23 protein-coding genes are annotated in these 24,748 nt (G+C 44.1%); 12 read left to right on the forward strand and 11 right to left on the reverse strand.

Annotation, left to right across the window (positions count from 1 at the left end; all coding sequences use genetic code 11):
* The first annotated feature begins 126 nt into the window (after positions 1-126).
* From hemC to ACNURT_RS06585, 12 genes are all read left to right on the forward strand, one after another.
* On the forward strand, positions 127-1,701 hold the full coding sequence (hemC, locus tag ACNURT_RS06530) for a hydroxymethylbilane synthase (protein WP_419701053.1): 1,575 nt from the start codon (positions 127-129) through the stop codon (positions 1,699-1,701).
* Positions 1,702-1,810: 109 nt separating this feature from the next.
* The gene (gene hemB, locus ACNURT_RS06535; protein WP_419701054.1) at positions 1,811-2,782 is read left to right on the forward strand and encodes a porphobilinogen synthase; all 972 of its coding nucleotides are present in this window, start codon (positions 1,811-1,813) and stop codon (positions 2,780-2,782) included.
* Between the two features lie 94 nt (positions 2,783-2,876).
* Positions 2,877-4,247: a glutamate-1-semialdehyde 2,1-aminomutase gene (gene hemL, locus ACNURT_RS06540; RefSeq protein WP_419701055.1), complete on the forward strand. Its 1,371-nt coding sequence runs from the start codon at positions 2,877-2,879 to the stop codon at positions 4,245-4,247.
* Positions 4,248-4,334: 87 nt separating this feature from the next.
* A complete protein-coding gene (locus tag ACNURT_RS06545) occupies positions 4,335-5,204 on the forward strand; it encodes a sensor histidine kinase (protein WP_370993935.1) in 870 nt (289 codons plus the stop codon).
* A 21-nt stretch (positions 5,205-5,225) separates the two neighbouring features.
* Complete coding sequence (locus tag ACNURT_RS06550; protein ID WP_370993934.1) at positions 5,226-5,933, forward strand: response regulator transcription factor; 708 nt, start codon at positions 5,226-5,228, stop codon at positions 5,931-5,933.
* A complete protein-coding gene (locus ACNURT_RS06555; RefSeq protein WP_419701056.1) occupies positions 5,933-6,454 on the forward strand; it encodes a hypothetical protein in 522 nt (173 codons plus the stop codon). Before ACNURT_RS06550 ends, ACNURT_RS06555 begins: the two co-directional genes overlap by 1 nt.
* A gap of 112 nt (positions 6,455-6,566) precedes the next feature.
* Entirely contained in the window at positions 6,567-7,592 is a 1,026-nt protein-coding gene (gene hemE, locus ACNURT_RS06560) for a uroporphyrinogen decarboxylase (RefSeq protein WP_419701057.1), read from the forward strand.
* 79 nt (positions 7,593-7,671) lie between these two features.
* Positions 7,672-8,208, forward strand: coding sequence for a protoporphyrinogen oxidase HemJ (gene hemJ, locus ACNURT_RS06565; RefSeq protein ID WP_419701058.1), 537 nt, complete (start codon positions 7,672-7,674; stop codon positions 8,206-8,208).
* 324 nt (positions 8,209-8,532) lie between these two features.
* Positions 8,533-9,102: an RNA polymerase sigma factor gene (locus ACNURT_RS06570; protein ID WP_419702114.1), complete on the forward strand. Its 570-nt coding sequence runs from the start codon at positions 8,533-8,535 to the stop codon at positions 9,100-9,102.
* Positions 9,086-9,859 (forward strand): hypothetical protein, encoded by a 774-nt coding sequence (locus ACNURT_RS06575; protein WP_419701059.1) that lies wholly within the window; start codon positions 9,086-9,088, stop codon positions 9,857-9,859. The genes ACNURT_RS06570 and ACNURT_RS06575 overlap by 17 nt, the downstream gene beginning before the upstream one ends.
* Positions 9,860-9,876: 17 nt before the next feature.
* Positions 9,877-10,695: an outer membrane beta-barrel protein gene (locus ACNURT_RS06580; RefSeq protein WP_419701060.1), complete on the forward strand. Its 819-nt coding sequence runs from the start codon at positions 9,877-9,879 to the stop codon at positions 10,693-10,695.
* A 144-nt stretch (positions 10,696-10,839) separates the two neighbouring features.
* Positions 10,840-11,838: an ABC transporter ATP-binding protein gene (locus tag ACNURT_RS06585; protein ID WP_419701061.1), complete on the forward strand. Its 999-nt coding sequence runs from the start codon at positions 10,840-10,842 to the stop codon at positions 11,836-11,838.
* A gap of 111 nt (positions 11,839-11,949) precedes the next feature.
* Here ACNURT_RS06585 and ilvA read toward each other — a convergent pair whose 3' ends face one another.
* The 11 genes from ilvA to ilvD form a co-directional block, all read right to left on the reverse strand.
* Positions 11,950-13,200, reverse strand: coding sequence for a threonine ammonia-lyase IlvA (gene ilvA, locus ACNURT_RS06590; protein ID WP_419701062.1), 1,251 nt, complete (start codon positions 13,198-13,200; stop codon positions 11,950-11,952).
* Positions 13,201-13,202: 2 nt separating this feature from the next.
* Positions 13,203-14,369, reverse strand: a complete 1,167-nt coding sequence (locus ACNURT_RS06595) for a 2-isopropylmalate synthase (RefSeq protein ID WP_419701063.1) — start codon at positions 14,367-14,369, stop codon at positions 13,203-13,205.
* A gap of 199 nt (positions 14,370-14,568) precedes the next feature.
* Complete coding sequence (locus ACNURT_RS06600; protein WP_419701064.1) at positions 14,569-15,324, reverse strand: class I SAM-dependent methyltransferase; 756 nt, start codon at positions 15,322-15,324, stop codon at positions 14,569-14,571.
* A gap of 105 nt (positions 15,325-15,429) precedes the next feature.
* Positions 15,430-16,506, reverse strand: a complete 1,077-nt coding sequence (gene leuB, locus ACNURT_RS06605) for a 3-isopropylmalate dehydrogenase (RefSeq protein ID WP_419701065.1) — start codon at positions 16,504-16,506, stop codon at positions 15,430-15,432.
* 106 nt (positions 16,507-16,612) lie between these two features.
* On the reverse strand, positions 16,613-17,203 hold the full coding sequence (leuD, locus tag ACNURT_RS06610; protein WP_419701066.1) for a 3-isopropylmalate dehydratase small subunit: 591 nt from the start codon (positions 17,201-17,203) through the stop codon (positions 16,613-16,615).
* A 55-nt stretch (positions 17,204-17,258) separates the two neighbouring features.
* On the reverse strand, positions 17,259-17,669 hold the full coding sequence (locus ACNURT_RS06615) for a GxxExxY protein (RefSeq protein WP_419701067.1): 411 nt from the start codon (positions 17,667-17,669) through the stop codon (positions 17,259-17,261).
* Between the two features lie 40 nt (positions 17,670-17,709).
* Positions 17,710-19,128 carry a 3-isopropylmalate dehydratase large subunit gene (gene leuC, locus ACNURT_RS06620; protein WP_419701068.1) on the reverse strand — a complete coding sequence of 473 codons (1,419 nt, stop codon included), beginning with the start codon at positions 19,126-19,128 and terminating at the stop codon, positions 17,710-17,712.
* Positions 19,129-19,235: 107 nt separating this feature from the next.
* Positions 19,236-20,294, reverse strand: coding sequence for a ketol-acid reductoisomerase (ilvC, locus tag ACNURT_RS06625; RefSeq protein ID WP_370993919.1), 1,059 nt, complete (start codon positions 20,292-20,294; stop codon positions 19,236-19,238).
* A 158-nt stretch (positions 20,295-20,452) separates the two neighbouring features.
* Complete coding sequence (gene ilvN, locus ACNURT_RS06630) at positions 20,453-21,058, reverse strand: acetolactate synthase small subunit (protein ID WP_370993918.1); 606 nt, start codon at positions 21,056-21,058, stop codon at positions 20,453-20,455.
* A 30-nt stretch (positions 21,059-21,088) separates the two neighbouring features.
* Complete coding sequence (gene ilvB / locus ACNURT_RS06635; RefSeq protein WP_419701069.1) at positions 21,089-22,825, reverse strand: biosynthetic-type acetolactate synthase large subunit; 1,737 nt, start codon at positions 22,823-22,825, stop codon at positions 21,089-21,091.
* 111 nt (positions 22,826-22,936) lie between these two features.
* Positions 22,937-24,646 carry a dihydroxy-acid dehydratase gene (gene ilvD, locus ACNURT_RS06640; protein ID WP_419701070.1) on the reverse strand — a complete coding sequence of 570 codons (1,710 nt, stop codon included), beginning with the start codon at positions 24,644-24,646 and terminating at the stop codon, positions 22,937-22,939.
* Positions 24,647-24,748 lie beyond the last annotated feature (102 nt).

Consider the following 24,748-nt stretch of genomic DNA (forward strand, 5'->3'; position numbering starts at 1 on the left):
ATCACTAATTCACTAACTCGCTAATTCAATAATTAACAATTATTAGTCAGCCTACTTTCATAACATGAATTAATGTTAAATTCATGCCTGTAAAAAATTAAATTTGCACCGTAAAAAATCATTCTTTTGGACAGAACACTGATAATAGGAACCCGCGGCAGTGAATTGGCGCTATGGCAGGCTAATTTTGTAAAAGATAGCCTTGCCGCCATTAACGTAAATGCCGAACTAAAGATCATAAAAACCCAGGGCGACCGTATATTAAACCTGAGCTTTGATAAATTAGAAGGAAAGGGATTTTTCACCAGGGAATTAGAAGAAGAATTATTGGCCGGTGCCATTGATATCGCGGTACATTCGCACAAGGACCTGCCAACTGAAAACCCTCCGGGACTCATCATCGCAGCAGTTTCAGAACGGGAGGACCCGGCTGAGCTGTTGTTGATCTTGAAGGATTGTGTGGATGTGCATCAAAAGCTATCGGTAAAATACGGCGCTATTGTGGGCACATCATCCAACAGGCGTAAGGCTCAACTGCTGGCACACCGCCCCGACCTGGAGATAGAGGATCTGCGTGGTAATGTGCCTACCCGTATAGGCAAGCTGCGCGACGAAAAGTATGATGCCATTATGATAGCCAAAGCAGGGGTAGTGCGTTTAGGTTTAGATCTGAGTGAGTTTCATGTAGAGGAAATTACTCCGGTAGAATTGATCCCAGCTCCTGCGCAAGGAGCGCTGGCTATCCAGATCCGCGAAAATAATCAGGAAGTTTTTGATATACTGCAAACGCTTCACCACCCTGATGTGGCTGAAGAGCTGGCTGTGGAACGCACTGTACTGAAAATGTTTGGCGGTGGCTGTCATTTACCTTTAGGTTGCTATTGCCGCCGGGATGAAGGCATGTTCCAGGTATTTACCTCGAAAGCCGATGAGGGAGATGAGTTTCCGGACAGATTGTTTTTAGAAGCACCAACCAGCGAAGGCCTGGCAGAAAAGGTAGTGGCTAAATTTGCTAAAGACCGCAAGTTTCCATTGAAAGTATTTATATCACGCGAACTGTCTGAGCAAAGCTACTTTAAAAAAGCGATGGAACATTTAGGTATCGAGGTAGAGGCGCGTTCGCTGATCCGTACGGTACCGGTGATCACCAAATTTGATTCCTATATATTAAAAAATATCGACTGGGTGTTTTTCTCCAGTAAAAACGCGGTGGATTATTTTTTCCAGCTGAACCCGCTGTTTCCTAAAAAGGTAAAGTTTGGTGTGATGGGCAGCGGCAGCGAAGAGATGCTGCGCCGCAAAGGTTATTTCACCGATTATGTAGGTGAAGGTACTGATACCGCAGAAGTGGCTGAAGAATTTGCCAAGCTGGCGAATGGCAAGATCGTGTTGTTCCCCGGTGCCGAAAGCCCGATGAGGAGCATACAGCAAGGATTATCTGCGGATACCAAAATTATTGACCTGCCGGTATATGAAACCGTGCTGGCCGAAGATGTAGAGCCAAGCGGTGCCGATGTAATGGTATTTACCAGTCCATCAAACGTTGAGGCTTATTTTGCCGATAACCTGTTGGATCCTTACCAGAAGGTGGTGGTCATAGGCAAATCAACCGGCAAAAAATTTGATGAAATGGGTGTAAAATATACCCTGCCTTACTCGCCCGACGAAGTTGGGCTGGCCGAGGCTGTGTTTGGATTATAGGTTAGTTCATTGGTTCATTTGTTCACTGGTTCATTGGTGGTTTGTTCAATATTTCCCACTATAAAAGACCAATGAACTAATGAACCAGTGAACAAATGAACTAAAAGATATGTTACAAAGACCACGTAGAAACCGGAAAAGTGAAGTGATACGCCAAATGGTGCAGGAAACACATGTTAGCGCGGCTAACCTGATATTCCCGCTGTTTATTGTGGATGGTACGTTTCAAAAAACAGAAGTGGCATCTATGCCCGGCATTTACCGCTATTCTGTTGATAATTTGCTGCGCGAGGTTGAAAGCTGCCTGAAACTGGGCCTGTATTCTTTTGATCTGTTCCCTAATATTGAGGACTCATTAAAAGATCCACTGGCTACCGAAAGCTATCGCGACGACAGTTTATATCTGCGAGCTATACGTGAGGTTAAAAAGAACTTTCCGGAGGCTTGTGTGGTTACCGATGTGGCGATGGACCCCTACAGCAGTGATGGTCACGATGGTATTGTGAAAGATGGCGTGATTCTGAACGATGAAACCTTAGAAGTATTGGGTAAAATGGCCCTGGCCCATGCCCAATGCGGTGCGGATATCATTGCCCCTTCTGATATGATGGATGGCCGTGTGGGATATATTCGTAATGTATTGGACGAAAACGGCTTTACAAACGTTTCTATCATGTCATACTCGGCTAAGTATGCCAGCGCTTTTTATGGCCCGTTCAGGGATGCCTTAAATTCGGCCCCCAAGTTTGGTGATAAAAAAACCTACCAGATGAACCCGGCCAATCAGCGCGAAGCATTGATAGAAGCTAACCTTGATGAACTGGAAGGCGCCGACTTTTTAATGGTAAAACCGGCATTGCCTTACCTGGATGTGATCAAACTGATAAAAGATAATACCGAATTGCCGGTAGCTGCATACAATGTAAGCGGCGAATATGCCATGATCAAAGCGGCTATACAAAAAGGCTGGTTGAATGAGCAGCGCGCCATTACCGAGGTGCTCACCAGCATCCGCAGGGCAGGTGCTACCGCGATACTAACCTATCACGCCAAAGAAGTGTTGGAGAATAAATGGTTGTAGGAAGCTAAAAGCCTAAGGCGTAAAGCCCAAAGCTTTTACAAAACGATAATAAACGAGCTTTAAGCTTTTTGCTTAAAGCTTTCAGCTAAAAAACATGTTAGATTCAATAAAGAAAATATTTTCGGGTGAGGCCAATGAGCCTTTGAATACTACAGGCAAGCCTGATATCAGCAGGGAAAAGTCTGCAGAGTTGTACGCGAAAGCGAAAACTTATTTTCCGGGCGGTGTAAATTCACCGGTAAGGGCGTTCAAATCTGTTTATGGTACGCCGCTGTTCATCCAAAAAGGTGATGGCAGCCATATCTGGGATGCCGATGGTAACGAGTTTGTGGATTTCTGCTGCTCCTGGGGGCCGCTTATTTTAGGCCATAACAATACCAAAGTACGCGAAAAAGTGACCGAGGTAATGCAAAATGGCATGTCGTTCGGTGCGCCGACGGCTTTGGAGAACGAGCTGGCCGAACTCATCCTGAAAAACAATAAACTGATTGAAAAACTGCGTTTCGTAAGCTCGGGTACAGAGGCTGTAATGTCGGCTATTCGCCTGGCCAGGGGTTATACCAAACGCGATAAGATATTAAAGTTCGAGGGCTGCTACCATGGTCACGTAGATGCCCTGCTGGTAAAAGCAGGCTCGGGCCTGGTAACCTTTGGCGAAACCTCATCAGCAGGTGTACCCAAAGCCTTTGCCGACGAAACCATCGTAGTATCACTAAACGATAAAGAAGCTTTAACCAAAGCTTTTGAAGATTTTAAAGACCAGATAGCCGCCATTATTATTGAGCCTATACCGGCCAACAATGGTTTGTTGCTGCAGGAAAAAGAGTATCTGCAATTCCTACGGGATATCTGTACTCAAAACGGAACGCTGTTGATATTTGACGAAGTAATATCGGGTTTCAGGATAGGTTTTGAAGGTGCATCTGGTCATTATGGTATCAAACCGGATATCATTACCTATGGTAAGATCATCGGCGGCGGTATGCCTGTTGGCGCTTACGGATCCTCGGCTGCTATTATGGGCAATATATCGCCCGAAGGCCCGGTTTACCAGGCAGGTACTTTATCAGGTAATCCGGTAGCTATGGCCGCAGGTATTGCGCAATTGAGCGAACTGCTGAAAATGGGTTTTTACCGCGACCTGAATAACAAAACCGAGGAGTTTCGTGAGGCGGTACAGCGCTTTGCCACAGCACGTAACTATAAGTTTAAGGTGTTTGGCATCGGCTCCATATTCTGGTTTGCTTTTACAGATAAAGAGTATATTCGTAAAGCCGAAGATATTGATGCTTCCAGTATGGAAAAATTCAAAAAGTTCCACCGCGAGCTGATCAACCGGGGTATTTACCTGGGTCCATCGGGCTATGAAGTGGGTTTTATATCATCGGCACATACAAAAATAGACCTGGAAAAGGCTAAACGTGCTATCTTTGATAGTCTTGACCTGGTATTTAACGGAAAATAGGTTCGAGTTGCGAGGTTCGTGTGGCAGGTAGTTTAATTGAATTACCGGTAACCCGAACCCCGTAACCCGAACCCAAAAACTAAAACAATGAAGAAGCCATTTATTATTTTCTATGCGCTCATCATATACGCCGTTTCCGAACTGGTTTGGTGGGGCTATATGCTGATAAAACTGCAGCCGCAACGCATTGGGATGATCCTGGGCGAGGGCTCTATGTTCATATTGATATTAATAGTAGGAGCCTATAGCCTGCACGCGTCGATCAACAAGGAGCGTAAGCTTCAGGAGCAAAAGAGGAATTTTCTGCTTTCGGTTACGCACGAGCTTAAATCGCCGCTGGCCTCTATTAAAATATTGCTGCAAACCATTCAGAAGCGGTCGTTAACCAAAGAGCAGCTGCTTGATTTTGTAAGCAAGTCATTACTGGATGTGGAACGATTGGATGATATGGTAGAGAATATGCTGCTTGCATCAAAAATTGATAACCAGTCGTATACCTTCCCCAAAAATACTTTTAACCTTTCGGTTTTGGTTGATAGCATTGTTAATCGCTTACAGATCACCAAGTGCGATTGCAACCAGCAGATCATCGATGCCGAAATTGAACCCAAGATAGAGATCACCGGCGATAAGTTTGCGCTTACATCGGTGGTAACTAACCTTATCGAAAACGCGGTTAAATACTCAAGCCCTTGCTCTGCAGTGGCTGTAAAACTGTTTTCAAAAGACGATAAGGTTTACCTGGAAGTAGCCGACCAGGGCATTGGTATAGCCGATAACGAAAAAACACGTATTTTCGATAAGTTTTACCGTGTAGGCAGCGAGGATACCCGTAATACCAAAGGTACCGGACTGGGGCTTTATATTGTAAAAGAAGTACTTGATAAACACCAGGCCAGCATCAAGGTGCGGGATAACCGTCCGTCGGGCAGTGTTTTTGAAGTAGTATTTGGATGAACCTAAATTTAAAAAAATAATATGCTTAATAAGAAAAGAATTTTATTGGCTGAAGACGAAGAACATTTGTTGGAAGCCATCAAACTTAACCTTGAGCTGGAAGGTTATAAAGTTTCTACAGCTAAAAATGGTAAAAAGGCTTTACAATTATTTAAAGAAGAGCGCTTTAACCTGGTGATATTAGACGTAATGATGCCCGAGATTGATGGCTTTGTAGTAGCCGAAACCATCAGGCTTGAAAATACCGAAGTGCCTATTATGTTTTTAACGGCTAAAAATACCAATGAGGACAAAATAGCGGGTCTTAAAAAAGGCGCAGATGATTATCTGACCAAACCATTTAACCTGGAAGAGCTGATTTTAAGGGTGAACAACCTGGTAAAACGCAGTCTGAAAGGCGAAGATCTGAAAGAGTTTAACAGCTATAAAATTGGTGATAAAACCATCCATTTTAACTCCTTTGAACTGGTAAATGCCGATGGGTCTATCACCGCGCTTACCAAAAAAGAAACCATGCTGCTTAAACTGCTTATCGAGCGCAGAAATGATGCCGTATCGCGCGAGCAGATCCTGGAAACGGTTTGGAACTATGACGTATATCCTTCAACCCGTACTATTGATAACTTTATCCTAACCTTCCGTAAGTATTTTGAACCAGATCCTAAAAACCCGGTTTATTTTCACTCTATCCGTGGTGTGGGTTATAAGTTTACCGATAATCAGCATTAATGTTCAGTAACAGGGTACGTTTATTTATAGCATTTATTTTCCTGTTATCATTGGGCCTGTTACTGTACCTGCGCATTTATGAACTGGCAGCAGTAGCGGTAATGATGATATTGCTGCTCATTTGGGATTACTTTAAACAAGGTACCCTGGTAGTAGCGGCAAAGTATTTTCATGCTAAGGACTATATAAAAACCGAAGCATCGTTAAAAGAGATCAGTAATCCGAAATGGCTGAGCAAAAAGCGCCGTGGGTTTTATGAGTACATCTATGGAGGCGTTTGTATCCAGCGGCAGGAGTTTGAGGCCGCTGAACAGCATTATGAGCTGGCCGCGCAATACCCGCTGCATACGCTGAATGATCACGTAGCCGCGCTGGTTACTGTAGCTAACCTTAACATCAGGTTTGGTAATTTTGAAAAAGCCAAAGCTTATTTAGGACTGGCCGAAAAACATACCGATAAAATGACAGCCAAAATGAAAGAGGTAATTAACCGCCTTCATCAGGAATTGAAAAAACATTGATAGAGAGTGGTGAGTAGTGAGTGATGAGTAGTGAGTTCTTTGGGCATATTAATATGAAACATATAACCTATTCACTACTCATCACTCACTACTCACCACTCACCACTAAAATATGAGAGATTCGTTATTAATAAAAGCAGCTTTTTCCGAGAAAACAGAACGCCCGCCGGTGTGGATGATGCGCCAGGCTGGTCGTTTCATGAAAGAATACTGGGATATCAAAAACAAGTATTCGTTCCTGGAAATGTGTAAAACCCCGGAGCTGGCTGCTGATGTTACCATGCTGCCGGTTGATTTGTTGGGTATTGATGGGGCCATCCTGTTTTCGGACATACTGGTTACTGGCGAAGCCATGGGCGGCGATCTGAGTTTTACTAATGGTGTTGGACCTAAGTTTGCCAACCCGGTACGTACACAAGCCGATGTGGATAACCTGCAGATCGATGTTTTGGATAAACTGCAATATGTTGCCGATGCGATAAAAGTAATTCAGCAGCGTTTAAACGGCCGTATACCGCTTATTGGTTTTGCCGGAGCGCCATTCACTGTAATGAGCTACCTGGTAGAAGGCGGATCGACCAAGGATTTTAAACTCACTAAACTGATGCTGCATAATGAGCCCGAACTGGCTCATCAGCTGTTATCAAAAATAGCTACCGTTACAGCCGATTATCTGAACATGCAGATAGCTGCGGGTGTAAATGCCGTACAGATATTTGACAGCTGGGCACAAGCGCTGGCCTGGGATGATTATAAAGAGTTTAGTCACCGTTATATTGCCGAGATCATCAGTAAGTTGAACCGTAAGGATATTCCGGTGATATCTTTCTGCAAAGGCAGTTCGGTATTTGCGCCGTTAATGGCCGAAGCCAAACCGGATGTGATCTCGATTGACTGGAACGTTGATCTGCTGGATATTAAAAAACGTTTACCAGAAGGTATTGCAGTACAAGGTAACCTTGACCCGCATATTTTGTATGCCGATAAAAAGGTGATCAAAGAACGTATTCACCGCCTGTTTGACAGGATGAAGGACGAAAAAGGTTTCATCTTTAACCTGGGGCATGGTATTATGCCCGATATCCCGTTTGACAACGTGAAGTACGCGGTAGAGGTGATCAAAGAATATGCCCCCTAACCCCCTAAAGGGGGAATAGCAGAGGGTGATTTATAAAAATTAAAAGGTTTGCTCCCCCTTTAGGGGGCTGGGGGGCGTTATGTACAATTACGTTAAAGCTATACACATCATTTTTGTGGTTTGTTGGATGGCCGGGCTATTTTATATAGTGCGCCTGTTTATATACCATACCGAGGCACAGGAAAAACCCGAACCCGATCGTAAGATATTATCAGATCAGTTTACCATTATGGAGCGTAAGCTGTGGAATATCATTACCATTCCTTCCATGATCCTTACCGTGGCCGCTGGTATTACCATGCTGGTAATGCAACCCGGCTGGCTTCATTTTGGCTGGATGCACCTGAAGCTTACATTTGTGGTAGTGTTGGCTGTATATCACCATATGTGCCAGAATAAGATCAAGCAAATGGCCAATGGGGTATTCAAGTGGTCGTCGACCCAATTACGTTTGTGGAATGAACTGGCTACGCTCTTACTATTTGCCATCGTTTTCCTGGTGGTGCTTAAAAGCGCCCTCAATTGGATATTTGGTGTAGTGGGCCTGGTTGCCTTAGCCATGATCCTGATGATAGCCGTGAAGATATACAAGCGTTACAGGATGAAGAGGCAATAAGCCGCCCAAAGGTCATGCTGAACTTGTTACACTGTTGTCCGGGGAAATAAAATCGTAAAACTTTTACCGGACAGCCGGTATCGAAATAGCTGCGATATTTCGGGCAAAAAACATTTTATAACACCGCTCCCGCGGGATTAGCGTAGCGTATCTCGTGGGTGGCATAATTAAAGCTTTTAGCTTTAATTTCAGCTGAAAGCTGAGGCCATGTTTGCCACGGGCTGGAAGCCCGCGGCAGCGGAAGCAGTATTAAGAATATATTGAAATATATTTTCAATACCATGCAACCAATTACTGAAGCATTACATCTTAATGCTATAAATGATGTTTTTGGAACCCAAATTTACCATTCAACAATTGATAGACCGTTGTAAAACGGGCGAACGTAAAGCACAGGAGTTGTTATATAAACAATTCGCTGCCAAAATGCTGGCGGTGTGCATGCGTTATGCTACCGACAGAATGGAGGCTGAGGATATGCTGCAGAACGGATTTATCAGGGTATTCCAAAAAGCAGCAGACTTTCGTGGTGATGGTTCATTTGAAGGCTGGGTAAGGCGCATTATGGTGCACAGTTCCATTGAATATTATCGTAAACATCATAAAATGCTGCAGGTGGTTAATACGGATGATGTAGGAAATGAGCCCTCGGTAAACCCATTGGCAACATCAAATTTAGATGCACAGGTATTGTTAAGCCTGATACAACAGCTGGCACCGGGTTACCGCATGGTTTTTAACCTGTATGCGCTGGAAGGCTATTCGCACAAAGAAATTGCGGAGATGATGGGTATCAGCGAAGGCGCTTCCAAATCACAACTATCAAGGGCGCGGACTATATTAAAAGAACAAATTGCAAAAATGGAGGGTAAAAGTTATGGATATGCAGGGTAATGAATTGGATGAACTGTTCCGCTCGTCACTTAATGAATTGGAAATACAGCCATCAGCCCATGTATGGACTGGCATAGCCAATCAATTGGATGCCGGCAAACGCAAAAGATCACTGGTGTCTTTTTTAAGTATCGCCGCAGGTATTGTATTGGCGCTTACTATAGGCCTGCTGTTTATACCAAAACAGATTAAAGTAAACAAGCAGAATCCATTGGTTAACAGGATAGATAAAAACACATCTCTGCTTACTAAAACAGTTCCGGTGGTACTAACCATCGAACAACAAAACAAAAAAACGGAAAAGGGAGTTATCACCCCAGCTAATCACTTGGCAGCTGTAAAGGTTGAAAAAACAAATAACAGGGAAAATGCAAATAGAACTAAAAAAGCAAAGGTACAGAATGAGGAGTTGGTGAAAGTGAATGCGGAACCACAGGGTGTTTTAACAAGTCGTGGAGATGATCTGGCCAGTGCGGTTATCCCCGATCATACCGATGACGAAATATCAGTAAAACCAGCGATACATGACCTAAGTTTGTTGGAGAGCAAACAGCAATTGACGGCCTTGCATGCAAAACCGATTACAGCCCCGGTTAAAAAACATCGTATCCGTAGTATGGGCGATGTGTTTAACGTAGTGATAGCGGCAGTTGATAAGCGGAAGGATAAGTTCATTGAATTTTCCAATACCGATGAGGATGACGCCACGATTACCGGTATTAACCTGGGCATCATTAAAGTGAAGAAAGAAAAATAATATATTTACCATTATATATGAAACGCTTAATTTTTACCATCATCATATGCGTTGTAGCAAGCATAAGCTTTGCGCAAACTACTTCCGATTCAACTCATACTACCGTTGATAGCGTTCATAGGAAACGTGTACGGGTGAAGTTAGGCGTGGGGGATGATGCGCCGATTGTTTCAGCAAATCAGCCGGATACGGCCTATCATGCGCATAAGGCGCCCGGCTTTTCGTTCGGTGTAACCTTTTCCCGTATCGACCTGGGTTTGGCTACACTGGTTGATCATGGTAGTTTTACCTTATCGCCCAATAACCAGTTTTTGAGCTACCGCCAATGGAAAACCAGCAATTTCGGATTCGATGTGGTTCAGTTTGGCTATCGTTTTAACAGTGCCTTTAAAATATATGTTTCGGGTGGTTTCGACTGGACATTGATCCGTTTGCGCAGGGACATCACCATACAACGGAATACACCGGTTTTAACCTATACCGAGGATGATATCCATTACAGTAAAAATCGTTTTTCATCAAGCTATTTGCGGATCCCATTGTCATTCTACTACCGTAGTCATGAAGACGACAGAGGTAATTACTTCCGGGTTGTTGCTGGGCCAGAGATTGGCGTATTGCTTAATGGGCGTGTAAAGCAAATAAGCGAAGAGAACGGCAAACAGAAATTTAACGACGATTATCATTTTACCAAACTGCGTAAAGGCGCCTTTGTACGTGTAGGCTATGGCCTGATGGGTATTTATGCCAGATACTATTTTAGCGACATGTTTGAGAACAGCCCTGCGCAAAACGGATTGAGGAATTTCTCTTTTGGGTTAACGCTGGGTTTCTAAAATTAAAGCACGAATTTCACGAATGGTTTCGAATTTCACAAAACAGATGGTACGATTTAAACCGGATCACTCATAAGAAGTTCGAATTTCAAGAAACCTATTTTTATTCGTGAAATTCGAAATAATTCGTGATAATTGGTGTCTATGTCAGATACTCCTTTTTTGCAGGCAATTGCGGTAAGTAAAATATATCCTGGTAAACAGCTCTCGGGTGTAAAGCCAACCAATATGGTGGTGCAGACCGGTAAAATAACGGCTATTATTGGTGAAAGCGGCAGCGGGAAAAGTACTTTACTGAAGCTGCTTTACGGTTTGCTCTCTCCCGATACAGGAGAGGTGCAGTTTAAAGGCGATCGTATCTGGGGGCCCGAAGAAAAACTGATCCCCGGTCATGATGCCATGAAAATGGTTACCCAGCATACTGACGATCTGAACCTGTTTGCCAAAGTGTGGGATAACGTAGCCGCCATGCTGCCCGCAACCGACCTGGCCGCCAAACAACAAAAAACAGAGCAGGTACTCCAGCAACTAAACATGTTGCACATGGCCGAAAGACGCGTGGCCGATCTGAGCGGCGGCGAAAAGCAACGCGTGGCTATAGCCCGGGCTATCATTACCCGTCCACAGGTTTTGTTGCTGGATGAACCCTTTAACCAGGTGGATACTTCGTTCAGGGAAGGCTTGCAAAGCGATATCAGGCAGATAGTAAAAGAAACCGGACTTACAGTGATCATGGTATCGCATGACCCGGCAGAAGTGCTCTCCATGGCCGATGAATTGATCGTGCTGCAAAACGGAGAAATCATAGAACATGGTCATCCTAAAATCTTGTATCAATCACCAAAGAACTTGTATACCGCGCAATTGCTCAGCAACTGTAATGTACTTACCGCAGTCGAATCCAAACTTTGCGGTGTGGATATTAGAAAGGAATACGCCGTAATATATCCGGAATGGATCAGACTCAAAGTCATCACCCCAAACAAAGCCTGGACTGTAAAGCAGGTACTTTTTAAAGGCTTTTATGAGGACTTGATACTGGAACAGAAAGGCGTGTTATTACGCATAGTAAACGAAGAACCAGGCAAATACACCGAGGGTGATAAGGTTGCGGTAAGGGTAGGGAAGTGGTTGGAGTATTAGAGAGAGTCCGGGGTATTAAAAAAAATGTCATTCTGAGGAACGAAGAATCTATTCGGCAATTAGATTCTTCACTACGTTCAGAATGACAAAAATTATTTTACGGTGTTTTTTTTATACCAGATACTCAAACAAAGTACGGTCTTTATTCAATTCGATCACGTTAAAGCGATGGGCTAACATGCGTTTTAACAATGCCGGATAATCATCGGCTGATTGAAGCTCGATGCCCACCAGAGCAGGGCCGTTCTCTTTGTCGTTTTTCTTGATGAACTCAAACCGGGTAATATCATCATGCGGACCTAATACATTGGTCACAAACAATTTTAAAGCACCCGGGCGTTGCGGAAAGCGAACGATGAAGTAATGTTTAAGACCTTCATACAGTAAAGATTTCTCTTTGATCTCCTGCATGCGGGCAATATCATTGTTACCACCGCTTACTACACAAACTACCTTTTTGCCTTTTATTTTGTCTTTGCAGGCGTCAAGCACCGCTACAGAAAGGGCGCCTGCAGGTTCAGCCACAATGGCATCCTCATTGTATAGCTTGAGTATAGTGGTACAAACTTTTCCTTCGGGTACCAACAACATTTCATCCAATAACTCGCGGCAAATCTCATAAGTTAAAGTACCTACACGTTTTACCGCTGCACCGTCAACAAAGCGATCTATCTCTGGCAATGTGATCGGCTCACCATGTTCAAAAGCTTTCAGCATAGATGGCGCGCCTTCGGGCTCAACCCCTATCAGGTAAACTCCCGGTACGTGTTGTCTTAAGTAACTGCTGGTACCTGCCGCCATACCGCCACCACCGATAGGCATAATTACGACTTCAACATCCGGCAGATCTTCTAATATTTCTAGACCCACAGTTCCCTGACCTTCAATAATACGATAGTTATCAAAAGGAGGAATAAAGGTCATCTGATGGGCCTCAGTATAGATCAATGCTTCGCGCAGGCAATCATCAAAAGTATCGCCGGTTAAAACGATTTCGACGTTACCATGCCCATGCATTTCTGTTTGGGTAATTTTTTGTTTTGGCGTAATCTCGGGCATAAAAATTACACCCTTAGTACCTAAAGCATTGCAGCTGAATGCCACGCCCTGCGCATGGTTACCCGCACTGGCGCAAACTACACCACGACTCAACTCTTCGGCACTTAGCTGACTGATCATGTTGTACGCGCCGCGTAATTTATAGGAGCGTACAACCTGTAAGTCTTCACGTTTGAGGTATACCTCACATTCGTATTTTGCCGAAAGGCCGGCATTATATTCCAGCGGAGTGCGCTTAACAACGCCTTTCAGGCGTTGATGGGCAGCTTCAAAATCCAGCTGGTTCTTAGTATCAGTTTCCATTATTAGTTTTTTACCAGCTTGTGCGCTACCAGGCTCAACAGGTCGTTATCGTTGATGTCTAATTTAGCATCAGCAAGGGTTAAAAAGTTGTTATAAGCTTCGGCCAGTTCTTCTTTACTCAGGTTAATGCCCAGGCGCTCCAGATGGAACTTAAGCGCGTGCCTGCCGCTGCGGGCAGTTAATACAATGCTTGCACTTGGGAAACCTACATCTTCCGGACGAATGATCTCATAGTTTTCGCGCATTTTCAAGAAGCCATCCTGATGTATACCAGAGCTGTGTGCAAAGGCGTTAGCGCCTACAATAGCTTTATTTGGCTGTACCGGCATGCGCATTTGTGTACGGATCATTTGGCTAAGCTCATAAAATCTTTTAGAGTCTATCTGTGTATGTAAACCCAGCACCTGGTGTGTTTTCAGGATCATGACGACCTCTTCAATAGAGGTATTGCCTGCACGCTCTCCAATACCATTAATAGTACCCTCTATCTGGCGTGCGCCATTCTGCAAACCGGCAATGGAGTTGGCTGTAGCTAAACCCAGGTCGTTATGACAATGTACCGAAATGATAGCTTTGTCGATGTTTTTAACATTCTCTTTCAGGAATTTGATCTTACTGCCGTACTGATCGGGCAGGCAATAGCCGTTAGTATCCGGAATATTAACTACGGTAGCACCAGCGGCAATTACAGCCTCCACCATTTTAGCCAGGTATTCTACATCGGCACGGCCGGCGTCTTCGGCGTAAAATTCAATATCTTCTACACCACGTTTGGCATATTTTACGGCTTCAACAGCACGCTCCAGGATTTCTTCGCGTGTGCTGTTAAATTTATGCTTGATGTGCATATCAGACGAACCGATACCCGTATGGATACGCGGCCGTTTGGCATATTTTAACGACTCGATAGCAGCGTCAATATCGCCTTTGTTGGCACGTGTTAAGGCGCAAACAGTAGGTTCTTTTACAGCTTTTGAAATTTCAACAACGCTGTTGAAATCACCCGGACTTGAAACCGGGAAACCTGCTTCAATAATATCCACGCCCAGCAGCTCCAGTTCTTTTGCTATCTCAATTTTTTCGGGGGTTGTTAACTGGCAACCCGGTACCTGCTCGCCATCGCGAAGCGTAGTATCAAAAACATAAACGCGGTTGGGATCGTGTAACATATCTTTTTTTAGATTTGAGATGTTAGATATGAGATTTGAAACCTCCTATCTTTCATCGGTTAATTTTCTTATCTGTTTATTAATAATTTAATGTAATTTGAAAAATGAATATCTCATATCTCACGTCTCATATCTGATTTGGTGTAATTTGAAAAATGAAAAGTCTCATATCTCATATCTCAAATCTCACGTCTCATATCTATTCTTTTATCGCCACAAACCGTAACCTTTTATAGTCGGCATACCATTGGCCGCCTTCGTTGTAGTAAGGCTCCAGTTTGTGTGTAATTTCTTTTAATATTTCCGTTTTCTCCTCTTCAGGGATATTCTCCAGGTATTGGGCGCCAAACATGGTTACCCATTTAGCCACACCATCATCGCCATCCTGCAGGGGTGTTTTACGATCGTAATCCACTACATAGGTTACCCTGAAGCCATGCTCTTCCAGCAGGGTAGCGTATTCGCCTACGGAAGGGAAATACCAGATCCTGGTATCGGCCTGTACATGATAGCCATGGTTTTGTAGTACCAGTTGAGTTGCCTCAATTAAGCGGGCCACATTACCTTTGCCGCCCATTTCGGCCACAAAACGACCGCCATGTTTCAGGCTGTTGTATATACTGCGAGCAGCGCCGTTGGCATCAAGCACCCAGTGCAGGGCCGCGTTTGAAAATACGGCGTCATATTTTTCGTCGGTAAAAAAATCGGCAGCGTTCTCCACCGCGAAATCAACTTCCGGGTATTTTGCCCTGGCCTGCTCAATCATTTCCGGCGAAAAGTCGGTGCCTTTTACGCGTGCGCCTTTATCTTTTATTTGTTGTGTTAAATGGCCCGTTCCACAACCCAGATCCAGGATATATTCGCCGGGTTTAACATCCAGTAACTCCAGCACATCCTCGCCGTATTGAAATACAAAGGCATGCTTTTGGTCGTACAAGTCAGCGTTCCATTTCATATTAACCCCCTCTAAATCTCCCCCGAGGAGGGAGACTTTTTATTTTAAAAGTTATAACTCCACTACTATTTAAAGCCCTCTCCTTTGGGGAGGGTTGTGTGGGGTCTACAAGTATTCCAACACTTTTTGGCCCATGGCCTTAGTGCCTAAAATTTTGCTTTTGTCGGTATTCGCATCAGCGATATCGCCAGTCCGGTAACCATCTTTTAACGCTTTATCAACTGCTGATGTTACCAGTTTGGCTTCTTCTTTTAATCCGAAGCTGATCTCCAACATTAAGGCCACGGATAGGATAGAAGCCAGCGGATTGGCTTTATCCTGCCCGGCAATATCATGTGCCGAACCATGGATAGGCTCAAAGAAACCTGTTCCATCACCAATAGATGCCGATGCCAGCATACCCATAGAACCTGCTATCTGCGATGCCTCATCAGTTAAAATATCACCAAAAAGGTTGGCAGTTAACACCACATCAAACTTTTTAGGGTTTTTAACCAGTTGCATGGCTGCATTGTCAATAAACATATGCTCGGTTTCCACATCAGGGTATTGTTTAGCTATCTCCTGAACCACCTCGCGCCACAGGCGTGATGCTTCCAATACGTTAGCCTTATCTACAGAGCATAATCTTTTGCCACGAACACGGGCTGCTTCATACGCTTTTATAGCGATACGTTCTACCTCGTACCGTGAGTAGATCATCAGATCTGACGCGGTATTACGGTCTTCACTGCGTTTCTTTTCACCGAAGTAAACATCACCGGTCAATTCCCGGAAGAAAAGGATGTCCGTCCCTTTCAATATTTCAGGTTTCAGGCTTGATGCATCCAGCAGCTCATCAAATAACATGATGGGGCGCAGGTTGGCATATAACCCAAGTTCTTTACGTATTTTTAATAGCCCTTGTTCCGGACGCACTTTGGCCGATGGATCATTATCGTATTTAATGTGACCAATGGCGCCAAATAAAATGGCATCGCTGGCTTTTGCTTTAGCTAAAGTTTCGTCGGGTAGCGGATTGCCGGTTGCTTCGATACCTGCGTGACCCATGAGGGCTTCGTCAAAGGTAAATTCATGACCAAATTTTTGACCAATTGCTTCCAGTACGGCCTTACCCCAGGTTGTTACTTCGGTACCGATGCCATCACCCGGTATTACTAATATATGTTTTTTAAGTGCCATTCTTATTATTCAACCGTCATTGCGAGGTACGAAGCAATCCCCGATTTACAGAGTCTCTCTGTATAGTTTAGAGATTGCTTCGTACCTCGCAATGACGCGTGGTTAGTTATTTAGATTCTTCAAACTCCTTTATCAGTTCCTTCTTGCTCAGAATGTAGTCAATATCATCATAGCCGTTGGTCATGCAGGCTTTTTTGTAGGGGTTAACCTCAAATGTTTCCTGTTCGCCGGTAGCTACAATTTTAATGAACTGATCAACCAGGTCAATTTCCACTACAGCATGTTCATCGGCATAAACGGCTTCAAAGATCTTCTTTAAAAAATCGTCGCTTACCTGTACCGGGAGCAGACCATTGTTTAAGGCGTTGCCCTTAAATATATCGGCAAAAAAGCTGCTTACCACGGCGTCAAAGCCATAATCGGCAATGGCCCAGGCCGCATGCTCGCGACTACTGCCACAGCCAAAGTTTTTGCCTGCAACCAGTATTTTACCACTGAAGTTTGGATTGTTGAGTACAAAATCCGGTTTCGGATTGTCATTCTCGTCAAAACGCCAGTCGCGGAATAAGTTGTTACCAAAGCCTTCGCGGGTGGTAGCTTTCAAAAACCTGGCGGGAATGATCTGGTCCGTATCGATATTCTCGATAGGCAGAGGCACTACGCTGGTTTGTATATGTTTAAATATTTTGGTACTCATTGTCTGAACTCGAATTTATTGAATTTAAGAATGGCCAGAATTTTTGGCGTTCTTCTTAAATAAATTGTGGTTTGTATTTTCTATTTAATAATCGTTTAAATTGCAAGCTATTACTTCCAAAGTTGATCAGTAGCCCAGTCTTCATATTATAAGCCTCAAGGTAATTTATGCCTTGAGCCAGCTGTGTGTCACCTAAATCAATGATTGCTTTTAATTCAACCATAATCTCACTTTCAACAAAGAAATCTACCCGTCTTGTTCCGATGTGCTCATCTTTATAATAGATAGGCATTTCCATTTCCCGCTGATAGGCTAATCCCTCATCCCTTAATTCTATTTCAAGGGCGCGCTGATATATCACTTCCTGGAATCCATTACCAAGCGCTGAATGGACCCGCATAGCACAGCCTATAATTTTACTGGTGCAGTCATTAAACTCTTCGGCCGTACGCTTATAGTTTTCCATTTTTAAATTCTGGTAATTTTACAATTCCAAAAATTCGGGTTCAGACAGCTAATTCTTCTTCTTTCAAAAATTCCCGTATATCCGTTACCCTACCGGTAATAGCCGATGCAGCCGCGGTTAGCGGGCTGGCCAGGAAGGTGCGGGAATTTGGCCCTTGCCTGCCTTCGAAATTACGGTTGGAGGTAGATACACAATATTTGCCTGCCGGTATTTTATCTTCGTTCATACCCAGGCATGCGCTGCATCCCGGTTCGCGAAGCGGGAAACCTGCCGCGTCAAATATTTTATCCAGTCCCTCGCGGATGGCTTGTTCCTGTACCTGTTTTGATCCGGGAACCACCCATACGGTAACATTATCTGCCTTGTGTTTGCCTTTTACAAATTCGGCTACCTGGCGCAGATCTTCGATGCGTGAATTGGTGCAACTGCCGATGAACACATAGTCGATGGGTTTACCCAATAACTGCTCATCATCATGCAGACCCATATATTCCAGGGCTTTTTTGTATGATCCCTGCTCTTTAGCTTCAAAGGAAGCGGTTTCAGGAACGTGTTGTGTAACGCCAATGCCCATACCGGGGTTTGTTCCGTAGGTGATCATTGGCTCAATGTCTTCGGCTTTAAAGGATAATACTTCATCAAAAGATGCATCAGCATCAGAGTATAAAGTTTTCCAGTAAGCTACTGCTTTATCCCACTCTTCGCCTTTAGGGGCAAATTCGCGGCCTTTTACGTATTCAATAGTTGTTTCGTCAGGAGCAATTAGTCCGCAACGTGCACCCATTTCGATGCTCATGTTGCAGATGGTCATGCGGCCTTCCATGCTTAATGAGCGGATGGTGTCACCGGCATATTCCACAGCATAACCCGTACCGCCTGCAGCAGATATCTGTGCAATGATGTACAGGATGATGTCTTTAGCGCCGACACCTTTGTGCAATTTACCGTTCACCTCAATCTTCATCCTTTTTGGGCGCGACTGCAGCAAACACTGGGTTGCCATTACCTGTTCCACCTGTGATGTACCTATACCGAACGCTATGGCACCAAATGCGCCATGTGTTGAAGTATGACTATCGCCGCAAACGTAAGTGCCGCCCGGACGTGTAATACCCAGCTCGGGCCCTATTACGTGCACGATGCCCTGGAAAGGATGTCCTAAGCCGTACAGCTCAATACCAAATTCTTTGCAGTTTTTGGTAAGCATATCAACCTGGTAGCGGGAAAGTTCTTCTTTAATGGGAAGGTGCTGATCAATGGTAGGAACGTTATGATCGGCGGTGGCCACGGTTTGTTTTGGCCTGAAAACCGGTAACCCTCTGGTACGCAAACCATCAAATGCCTGCGGACTGGTTACTTCGTGTATGAAATGTGTATCGATGTATAAAATATCAGGAAAACCCTCGTTGCTACTGACGACGTGTGCATCCCAAATTTTATCAAATAATGTTTGTCCCATGTTTTTTAGTCTTTAGTCTAAAGTCCGAAGTAGTAAGTCATAAGCCGTAAGTACAAAGTCATTGACTTATAACTTCATACTTATGACTTACGACTCAAGACTTATAATTACGCTTCTACAACCTGGTTTTCAGGGCGTAAGCTGCGTACAGTTTTACCTGCTTGCCATATTTCGCTTTCGCGTAATTCTTTTAATTCCGCGTCTAATTTTTCGCGGTAATCAGGTTGGCTGTTCAGATCAATTGAACGTTGTGATTCTTTGCCAGTTGCAACGCTTTTGTATAATTCTTCAAATACTGGTTTAGTAGCATCACGGAATTTTTTCCACCAATCCAAAGCGCCACGTTGTGCTGTAGTTGAGCAATTGGCATACATCCAATCCATACCGTTTTCTGCAACTAATGGCATTAATGATTGAGTTAACTCTTCAACAGTTTCGTTAAAGGCTTCAGATGGTGAGTGACCATTGGCGCGCAATACATCGTACTGTGCAGCAAAGATACCCTGGATACAACCCATCAGCGTACCACGCTCGCCGGTTAAATCGCTGTATACTTCTTTTTTGAAGTTGGTTTCAAACAGGTAACCGCTACCTACAGCAATACCTAATGAAATAACACGCTCAAATGCTTTACCGGTAGCATCCTGGAAAATAGCGTAGCTTGAGTTTAAGCCACGGCCTTGCAGGAACATACGGCGCAATGAAGTACCAGATCCTTTAGGAGCAACCAAAAATACATCAACATCAGCAGGAGGAACGATGCCGGTTTGCTCGTTAAAAGTGATACCAAAACCATGAGAAAAGTATAATGCTTTACCTGGGGTTAAGTGTTTTTTAACAGTTGGCCAAAGAGCTATCTGAGCTGCATCACTTAATAAATAGCAAATTACAGTTCCTCTTTCCAGAGCTTCTTCAATTTCAAAAAGTGTTTCGCCGGGTACAAAGCCATCGCTTACTGCTTTATCCCATGTTTTAGTGCCTTTACGCTGACCAACAATTACATTAATGCCATTGTCTTTTTGGTTTAATGCCTGACCAGGACCTTGAACGCCATAGCCAATTACTGCTACAACTTCGTCTTTTAATACTTCCTGCGCTTTTGATAAAGGAAACTCTTCGCGGGTTACTACGTTTTCTTCAGTACCGCCGAAATTTAATTTTGCCATTGTTTTGTTTTTATTTAATGATTTTGATGATTGCACCGATTGTAGAGTGATTTCACCGATTATTCTATTTTAAGTTTATTTATTTTGATTTCACCGATTTTTACGAAAATCAGTCATTTTAGTTGTTAGCTTTCAGCTTTAACCTTTCGGCTTTCAGCTTACATAGTAAATACTTTTTCGCCTTGGTTAAGGTATTCGTTTTCTATCACTTCTTCGCCTGGTTCCAGTCTTTCAAATTCGCGTAGCTTACGGTTAAAACCTTCACTGTCTTTAATAATGGCTACACGTGCGCTGCGTACAAACTCAATCAAGCCAAAAGGCTGCAATATACTGATCAAATTGTCAGTTTCCTCACGGTGACCGGTGGTCTCAAATACGGTATAATCTTTACGCAGTACAACCACACGCGCACCATTTTCGCGCAGCAGGCGTTCAACGCTCACTTTCTCGGCAATTACATCGGTTGATACTTTATATAACGCTAATTCCTGCCAGATCACATCGGCATTGGTATGATAGTATGCTTTCAGCACTTCCACCTGTTTTTCTATCTGACGAACAAGCTTACGTACTACTTCTTCCGATTCGGTGATCACAATGTTAAAGCGGTGAATTTTATCTATCTCAGATGGAGATGTGTTCAGGCTTTCGATATTGATCTTACGGCGCGAGAATATGATGGCTATGCGTGTTAGCAGGCCTATCTGGTTTTCGGTGTAAACCGTGATGTTAAATTCTTGTTTCTCTATATCTTGATTACTCATGATTGCTATTTTAAAGGTTATAGGCTGTAATTATTTCAACCTGATCTCGGCTACACTGCATCCTTGCGGTACCATCGGGAATACGTTGTTCTCTTTAGTTACCATTACTTCTAAAAGGAATGATCCTTTGGTGCTCAGCATCTCATTTAATACTGCTGGAAGTTCTGCCCGGTCGTCAATTCGTTTACCGGGGATTTTATATGCCGATGCCAGTGTTACAAAATCAGGGCTCTGGATATCTACAAACGAATAACGACGCTCATTAAATAACTCCTGCCATTGCCTAACCATACCCAGGAAACGGTTGTTCAGAATGATGATCTTTACATCGATACCGGTTTGCATAATAGTGCCCAATTCCTGCAAGGTCATCTGGAACCCGCCATCACCAATAATAGCTACAACGGTGCGGTCCTGAGCGCCAAATTTAGCACCGATAGCAGCGGGTAGTGCAAAGCCCATAGTACCTAAACCACCACTGGTAACGTTGCTGCGTGTTTTATTGAATTTAGCATAACGGCAGGCCACCATCTGGTGCTGACCTACGTCGGTTACAATAATAGCCTCACCTTTTGTAATTTCATTGAGTTGTTTGATCACCTCACCCATGGTCATTTCCGGGCTGGTGGGATTCAATTCGTCATGAATTACCGCTTCAACTTCTTTTTGGGTGTATTCATTGAAAGTATTCAGCCATTCGGTATGCTTCTTTTCTTCAATCAATTTGGTCAGCATAGGGAGGGTCTCTTTACAGTCGCCCCATACCGGTACGGTTGATTTTACGTTTTTGTCGATCTCGGCCGGGTCAATATCCAAATGAACCACCTTTGCCTGTTTAGCGTATTTATCTAAACGGCCGGTTACGCGATCGTCAAAGCGCATGCCGATAGCAATCAGTACATCGCATTCGTTAGTTAATACGTTAGGGCCATAGTTGCCGTGCATGCCCAACATGCCTACGTTTAAAGGATGCTCAGTTGGGATAGCGCCTGCACCTAAAACAGTCCATGCAGCAGGGATACCTGATTTTTCGATAAATGCTTTAAACTCTTGTTCGGCGCTGCCCAAAATAACACCTTGTCCCCAAATTACAAATGGTTTTTTGGCCTGGTTTATCAGTTCGGCAGCCTCTTGGATATATTCAGAACGTACAATGGGTTTTGGTCTGTAGCTACGGATATGGTTACATTGCGTATAACCCTGGTAGTTGAATTTTTGTATCTGTGCGTTTTTAGTGATATCGATCAATACCGGGCCTGGGCGACCGCTTTTGGCAATGTAAAAAGCCTTGGCAATAACCTCGGGGATCTCGTTGGCATCAGTTACCTGGTAATTCCATTTGGTTACCGGTGTGGTGATGTTGATCACGTCGGTTTCCTGGAAGGCATCGGTGCCTAACAAATGAGCAAACACCTGCCCGGTGATACATACCACAGGAGTACTATCAATCTGCGCATCGGCTAAGCCGGTTACCAGGTTGGTTGCACCGGGACCGCTGGTTGCAAATACAACACCCACTTTACCAGAGGTACGTGCATAGCCTTGACCGGCGTGGATACCGCCCTGTTCATGACGGACCAGGATGTGGTTCAGTTTATCATTATAATCAAACAGAGCATCATAGATGGGCATGATAGCGCCACCCGGGTAGCCAAAGATGGTATCAACACCTTCAACAATTAATGCCTCCAATAATGCTACTGATCCTGAAACTTCTACCGCTGTTGTTGGTGCGGGTGTAGTTAGTGTTTCCTGTGCAACTTCCATAGTTTTACCCCCCAGCCCCCTAAAGGGGGAGCTTTTTAAGTGTATATTTTATTTTTATTAGTTCGTTTGTATTCGTATCCCTTATCATTCCCCCTTCAGGGGGTTAGGGGGCTACGGCATTTCGTCAGTAACACAACCTTCGGCTGCGGTACTTACTGTTTTAGCATATCTGTATAATAAGCCCTTGCTTACCTTTAAAGCAGGTTGTTTCCAGGCTGCTTTGCGGGCGGCAAATTCTTCGTCGCTGATGATTACGTTGATGGTGCGGTTAACGGCATCAATAAATATCCGGTCTTCGTCTTTCACAAAAGCGATACCGCCACCATCATAGGCCTCAGGAGTAATGTGACCAACTACAAAGCCGTGTGTTCCACCTGAAAAACGGCCATCAGTAATTAATGCTACGGAACTACCCAATCCGGCGCCAAATATGGCGGAAGTAGGCTTTAGCATTTCCGGCATGCCTGGAGCGCCTTTAGGACCTACGTTGCGGATAACCACCACATCGCCGGCTTTAACACGGCCGCTTTGTATACCGTGTATTAACTCAAATTCACCATCAAATACACGGGCAGGCCCTTCAAAGCTGGTACCCTCTTTACCGGTGATCTTGGCAACGCTGCCACCTTCGGCCAAGTTTCCGTACAATATCTGTAAGTGACCGGTCGCTTTAATTGGTTTTTCGGCCGGGCGGATTATAGTTTGTGTTTCGAAATTGATCTCCGGAACATCTGCTAAATTCTCAGCAATGGTTTTACCGGTAACAGTAAGGCAATCTCCATTCAACCATCCCTGGCTAAGGCAATATTTCATTACTGCAGGTACACCGCCAACCTTGTGCAGATCTTCCATCATATATTTACCACTTGGCTTCATATCGGCCAATACAGGTATGCGGTTACTTACCGTCTGGAAATCGTCTTGAGTTACTTTAACACCAACGCTTTTGGCCATTGCAATAAGGTGCAACACGGCGTTGGTTGAACCACCCAGTACCATGATCACAACCATGGCATTTTCAAATGCCTCGCGGGTCATGATGTCTGATGGCTTGATATCTTTTTCCAACAATATCTTGATCGCTTTACCCGCAGCAAGGCATTCTGCTTTTTTATCTTCGCTCAATGCCGGATTCGATGATGAGTAGGGCAAGCTCATACCCAAGGACTCAATAGCGGCGGCCATTGTATTAGCCGTGTAGATACCACCACAGGCACCCGCGCTTGGACAAGCGTTTTTAATTACGCCCATAAAATCAACATCATCTATCTGACCTGCAATTTTTTTGCCTAAAGCCTCAAATGCCGATACAATGTTCAGGTCTTCGCCTTTCCAGTGACCGGGTTTAATAGTGCCACCGTATACCATGATAGACGGACGGTTTAAACGGCCCATAGCCATGATAGAGCCTGGCATGTTTTTATCGCAGCCTGGCAAGGTAATTAAGCCATCATAATACTGTGCTCCCGTAACGGCTTCAATAGAATCGGCAATAATATCGCGGCTCATTAATGAGTAGCGCATACCTTCGGTACCGTTGCTCATGCCATCGCTTACGCCAATGGTATGGAATATCAGGCCTACCATATCCTCATCCCAGATACCTTGTTTAACCAGCTTAGCCAGATCGTTCAGGTGCATATTGCAGGTATTACCATCGTAACCCATGCTTGCCACCCCAACCTGTGCTTTTTCCATGTCGTCGTCGGTTAAACCTATGCCGTATAACATGGCCTTGGCAGCCGGTTGTGTTTCGTCCTGTGTAAAAGTTTTGCTGTACTTATTCAATTCTATAGCCGCTGTAGTATCTGATGAACTCATTTTTATTTGGTATGATAGACTAATTTGTAAATAATTTTGCCTGTTGATCCTGGTTTATTCGTACAGTACGAATCTGTATTTGTAAGGTAGATATAGGAATAA

The sequence above is a fragment of the Mucilaginibacter sp. NFX135 genome, assembly GCF_048565145.1.
Lineage (GTDB): Bacteria > Bacteroidota > Bacteroidia > Sphingobacteriales > Sphingobacteriaceae > Mucilaginibacter.

Excerpts from the sequence above, each read along its gene's own strand:
- hemL (WP_419701055.1), top strand. The coding sequence starts at position 2,877 with ATGTTAGATTCAATAAAGAAAATATTTTCGGGTGAGGCCAATGAGCCT.
- leuB (WP_419701065.1), bottom strand. The coding sequence starts at position 16,506 with ATGGCACTTAAAAAACATATATTAGTAATACCGGGTGATGGCATCGGT.
- ilvA (WP_419701062.1), bottom strand. The coding sequence starts at position 13,200 with ATGGAAACTGATACTAAGAACCAGCTGGATTTTGAAGCTGCCCATCAA.
- ACNURT_RS06615 (WP_419701067.1), bottom strand. The coding sequence starts at position 17,669 with ATGGAAAACTATAAGCGTACGGCCGAAGAGTTTAATGACTGCACCAGT.
- ACNURT_RS06585 (WP_419701061.1), top strand. The coding sequence starts at position 10,840 with ATGTCAGATACTCCTTTTTTGCAGGCAATTGCGGTAAGTAAAATATAT.
- leuC (WP_419701068.1), bottom strand. The coding sequence starts at position 19,128 with ATGGGACAAACATTATTTGATAAAATTTGGGATGCACACGTCGTCAGT.
- ACNURT_RS06550 (WP_370993934.1), top strand. The coding sequence starts at position 5,226 with ATGCTTAATAAGAAAAGAATTTTATTGGCTGAAGACGAAGAACATTTG.
- hemJ (WP_419701058.1), top strand. The coding sequence starts at position 7,672 with ATGTACAATTACGTTAAAGCTATACACATCATTTTTGTGGTTTGTTGG.
- hemB (WP_419701054.1), top strand. The coding sequence starts at position 1,811 with ATGTTACAAAGACCACGTAGAAACCGGAAAAGTGAAGTGATACGCCAA.
- ilvC (WP_370993919.1), bottom strand. The coding sequence starts at position 20,294 with ATGGCAAAATTAAATTTCGGCGGTACTGAAGAAAACGTAGTAACCCGC.
- ilvD (WP_419701070.1), bottom strand. The coding sequence starts at position 24,646 with ATGAGTTCATCAGATACTACAGCGGCTATAGAATTGAATAAGTACAGC.
- ilvB (WP_419701069.1), bottom strand. The coding sequence starts at position 22,825 with ATGGAAGTTGCACAGGAAACACTAACTACACCCGCACCAACAACAGCG.
- ACNURT_RS06555 (WP_419701056.1), top strand. The coding sequence starts at position 5,933 with ATGTTCAGTAACAGGGTACGTTTATTTATAGCATTTATTTTCCTGTTA.
- hemE (WP_419701057.1), top strand. The coding sequence starts at position 6,567 with ATGAGAGATTCGTTATTAATAAAAGCAGCTTTTTCCGAGAAAACAGAA.
- ACNURT_RS06570 (WP_419702114.1), top strand. The coding sequence starts at position 8,533 with ATGTTTTTGGAACCCAAATTTACCATTCAACAATTGATAGACCGTTGT.
- ilvN (WP_370993918.1), bottom strand. The coding sequence starts at position 21,058 with ATGAGTAATCAAGATATAGAGAAACAAGAATTTAACATCACGGTTTAC.
- ACNURT_RS06595 (WP_419701063.1), bottom strand. The coding sequence starts at position 14,369 with ATGTTACACGATCCCAACCGCGTTTATGTTTTTGATACTACGCTTCGC.
- ACNURT_RS06600 (WP_419701064.1), bottom strand. The coding sequence starts at position 15,324 with ATGAAATGGAACGCTGACTTGTACGACCAAAAGCATGCCTTTGTATTT.
- ACNURT_RS06580 (WP_419701060.1), top strand. The coding sequence starts at position 9,877 with ATGAAACGCTTAATTTTTACCATCATCATATGCGTTGTAGCAAGCATA.
- ACNURT_RS06575 (WP_419701059.1), top strand. The coding sequence starts at position 9,086 with ATGGATATGCAGGGTAATGAATTGGATGAACTGTTCCGCTCGTCACTT.
- ACNURT_RS06545 (WP_370993935.1), top strand. The coding sequence starts at position 4,335 with ATGAAGAAGCCATTTATTATTTTCTATGCGCTCATCATATACGCCGTT.
- leuD (WP_419701066.1), bottom strand. The coding sequence starts at position 17,203 with ATGAGTACCAAAATATTTAAACATATACAAACCAGCGTAGTGCCTCTG.